Raw genomic sequence first — 4,097 nt, 5'->3', positions numbered from 1 at the left:
GTNAANNTTTAATAACTATTTTATCTTTGGTACAAATTAAATTTAATATAAATCCACTATCACTTTGATGATAATTTAATCAAATATCAGCACCTTGTTCAATTTCATTTATTTTACTTACTCGTGATGTAAAGTTAAANGGGTTAATTCATAAATCAATATTGCCNTCATTAGTNTCTAATAAACCAAANATAGTTTTACCCATTAAACTTGCTGTTAATTCATTNTTATCTAATTTTTCTTTNATTTTATAAGTTTCATATCATCAATTTAATTTTTCTAAAATNTCTTTACGATGAGACTTAAATAAAATATNTTTACCATTAACTAATCTCATTTGATGACGAGCAATAATATTGGCTAAATTAATAGTTCAATCATAATTATAAAATTTTAAAACACTATTAATATCATTTAAGTTTGGTAAACTAGGNAAAGTATTATTCATNGTTATTTTTCTCCTTTAATTTTAAAATAAGTGCATAATTAATAATATTTACTGTTAATAAATTTGGTTCATTTNCTAAAACTTGTACACATACTTTAACTTTTTGATATTTCTTAATATATTCGTTATATAAATTTAATTTACATATTGCGATATTATNTTTTTTTAATTCTTGACAAAGTCTTTTTTTAACTTGTCCACAAACAGACATATAAGGTCTTTTTGCATTTATTACACGCTCATCATGTATTACATAAATATCTTTTTTCATTAAGTTAATCACTCCCTTTGTTGTCATAATTTATAATCTGCTGAACTATTATGTTTAANCATTGGTACTAATTCAAAGTGTAAAGCATAAAAATCACTATCAAATGTATCATCATATAAATCTAANATTCTCTCTTNTCTAGCATCTGGTTTATCTTCTCATTGAATTAATTCATATTGGGTTTTACTTACAGGACATTTTTNTCATAATCATTTTAATTGATTAGTATTTATTAACATTGTAAANGCTTCTATACGATGTCTTATTTTAAATTTCTGCTTTTGTGCTGGTTTAAATGTCATATATTGACCAAAANTATAATTATATTTTTNTCNATTTAAACTTTCTAATGTTGCATAAGCACTATCATCAACATTAATTNATATTCCTTGTTGTATTAAATTAAANTATTGGTTTAATTGATTGTTGTAAAACTCTAAAATATCTTTAACTTGTTCTAATGGTCCTTTAAATTGNTGTGTAGCATTTGANTGNGTATATTCNNCNACTTTATATGCTTTTTTATTAAATGAATTATATATTCAAAAACTNGCNGCNGTTGTATGTCCTTTNGGACTAGTAGAGTTTGCTAAGTCAACACCACCTAATAATTTAGTTGGTTGAATAATATCTGTTGCTTGCATTATATCAATATATCTTGCAAAGATTGAACCACTAGTATTACCTGGTAATCCTCAACTCCANACTCTTGCTCTTTCAATATCTAATTNCTCTAATCTTAATTGTTCATTAACTTTATCTTGTGGTAATTCATAATTTAATCTTCAACTAGAATAATGAATAATAATCTTCATATTTCATTTTTCAATATANTTNATTTGTTCATATTTACTACGCATTATTTCTTCATNAAAAGGCATTAATTCATTACAATAACCAACAATATATCTTTTTAAACTTTCAGGATTACATGTATTAATTGTTATTTTATTTTGATAACCNCGAATAGCAAACTCTAAATCACTTAAATCTTTTTGTTGAAATTGATCACATTCTTCTCTTCAATCAATNACTAATTTATATTTATTNAAATCAGCAAAAGCTTTTAATTTTTCTTTCCGACTTGGTGAATGTAAACCTTTACAATATATTTTNCTNTCATTTGATAAAGTAAAAGTAAAATTTGATAAATTAATAGTATANGGAATATNATTTTCATCTAACATATTTCATATATTTTGAAATACACTATCTTTTAAATCTTTACTNCAATACATACTAGCAATGATACAAATTGGTTNTTTAATTAATAAACTAATTTTTAATAATTCACCAAACATTTTAATATTTGAAATAGTCTTACCACTATATCGTGTNCCAATTTGATTAATTTCATTNACTAATTCATATTTCTTAGCAAATGGATATTTATCACCAACAGTACTATTTTGTAATAACCAATAAGGTGTTTCTAANAAATAAGTAAAATGATTAAGCATTATTATCACTTTCTTTTTTAATATCTCTAATATCAGTTTGTAAATTAACNATTATTGGTTGTTGATTATTTAAGTTTAATTCTTGTTCTAACTGTTTTTCTTGCAGTGAATATTTATAATTAAATGCTCGTTGTCAATATAATTTAGCACCATCTGGTGATTTCATNATAAAATTAATTATTTCACTTTCAATTCTATCAACTTGTTTTTCAAGTAAAGGAACTATCTTCTCGCTCTTGTAAATTTCATATCTTCATCGGTTAGAAAGGTTGAATTTATTGGTTAAATCATTCAAAGTATATGGTTTATTAGGTGATTTATTTTGCCAAAATTCATCTATTTTACGATAAAATGTTCGTAAACTTGCTGTTTTTGGATTAAATTCTTTCATTTTTTACTCCTTTTTGCGTATTAAAATTGCTATTATTTAATGAATATGATTAAATAAAAGAGTAATAAAGAAACTTATCAAGAACTAAACACCTATCAAAATGTATTAAAGAACTTAATATTATTTTTATTATGNTTATTTTACATTAAAAAAAGACTTTTTCAAGTCTTAATTTTTTAATTTATAAACAAGTTTTTAGAGCTTTGGAAAATCTATTAAACTTTTATAAATATAATTTAAATATAACACTTTATATAAAAATGTCAAATAAATTTTTAAAATTTTATTTTTTTATGATAAAACTATTTTCAGAAAGAGAGCTTTTGGATATGAGAAAATTTAAACATTTAAGTATTAATGAAAAAATTATATTAAAGGATTTATCTATATCAGAATTATATAAAAAGAAAAATGATAAGATTAATTATTCAAAGATAGCACGTTTTATGGGAAGAGATAAGGAAACAATTCGGCGTGAACTTAAAAAGTTTAAGGAATATGACCCTTTAAAATCACAAAAACAATATCTTAAAAATAGAAAAAATTCTAAAAAACATATTACTTTAACAGTTAAACAGATTAAGTGATTAAATAAAAATTTTAATACTTTACATAATACTCCGGAAACAATTTGTAAATTATATGAACAGGAATTTAATGAAAAGTTTCCGATGTGTTTTAAAACACTTTATAAATATATTTATTTAGGATTATTTAATATGGATAAAAAATATCTTTATTTTAAAGGAAAGAAACGAAAAACGAAAAATAGTACTGATAATCGTGGTAAATTATCTAATTATCGGACTATTGAAGAAGCTAAACATGATAGATATGAATTTGGTTGATTTCAAATGGATTGTATTGTTGGTGCTGATCATAGATCATCTGTTCTTACTTTTACAGAAGAATTAACTAAATTTACTATTGCTGAAAAATTAAAAGAACAAAGTGCAAAAGAAGTTGTTAAAACTATTAAAAATATTTTTAAGAATAGATTATTTAAAAATTGTATTAAAGGCATTATTACTGACCAAGGTAAAGAATTTAGTAACTGAAAAGAAATAGAAAAAATTATTGGTGCTAATGTTTATTTTTGTGATGCTGGAACACCCACTCAAAAACCTCACGTTGAAAGAATGAATAGAGATATCAGACATTGATTACCGCCTGGAACAGATTTTAATAAAGTTGATAATAAACAATTAAATTGAATAATGAAGAATATTAATAATAAATTACGCCCTTGTCTTAACTGAATTTCTTCTAAAAAGGCATTTGAATTTTTAACATTAGTTCATAAATAAATTTATTAATAAAACTTAATAAATGATTTTTTAGTATGCTTAAATATGGTTAAATTAAGTTATATTTATAAAATATTTTAATTTTTTTAAAAAATAGTTGCATTTATTTTAAATGATGTTATCATTTTACTAATAAGAGCTTTGGAAAAAGCGTGTTTGCAATTACAATTTACAAATTGTAAACTGTAAAACGAAACGCGCTAAAACAACTCTTATTAAA

At 22.4% G+C, this 4,097-nt stretch carries 2 protein-coding genes; one reads left to right on the top strand and one right to left on the bottom strand.

Features of this window, described 5'->3' with window-relative positions; genetic code table 4:
- Positions 1 to 718 precede the first annotated feature (718 nt).
- Positions 719 to 2,179, bottom strand: coding sequence for a PBSX family phage terminase large subunit (locus BST80_RS01845; RefSeq protein ID WP_415745705.1), 1,461 nt, complete (start codon positions 2,177 to 2,179; stop codon positions 719 to 721).
- 720 nt (positions 2,180 to 2,899) lie between these two features.
- Between BST80_RS01845 and BST80_RS01840 the strand changes: the two genes are divergently transcribed.
- On the top strand, positions 2,900 to 3,877 hold the full coding sequence (locus BST80_RS01840) for an IS30 family transposase (protein ID WP_415745704.1): 978 nt from the start codon (positions 2,900 to 2,902) through the stop codon (positions 3,875 to 3,877).
- The last annotated feature ends 220 nt before the right edge of the window (positions 3,878 to 4,097 follow it).

Source organism: Spiroplasma sp. Moj, from assembly GCF_016082285.1.
In the GTDB taxonomy this organism is placed as follows: Bacteria; Bacillota_I; Bacilli_A; order Mycoplasmatales; family Mycoplasmataceae; genus Spiroplasma; species Spiroplasma phoeniceum.
The sequence above is the reverse complement of the archived record's forward strand: the minus strand, read 5'-3'. Positions and strand labels throughout refer to the sequence as shown.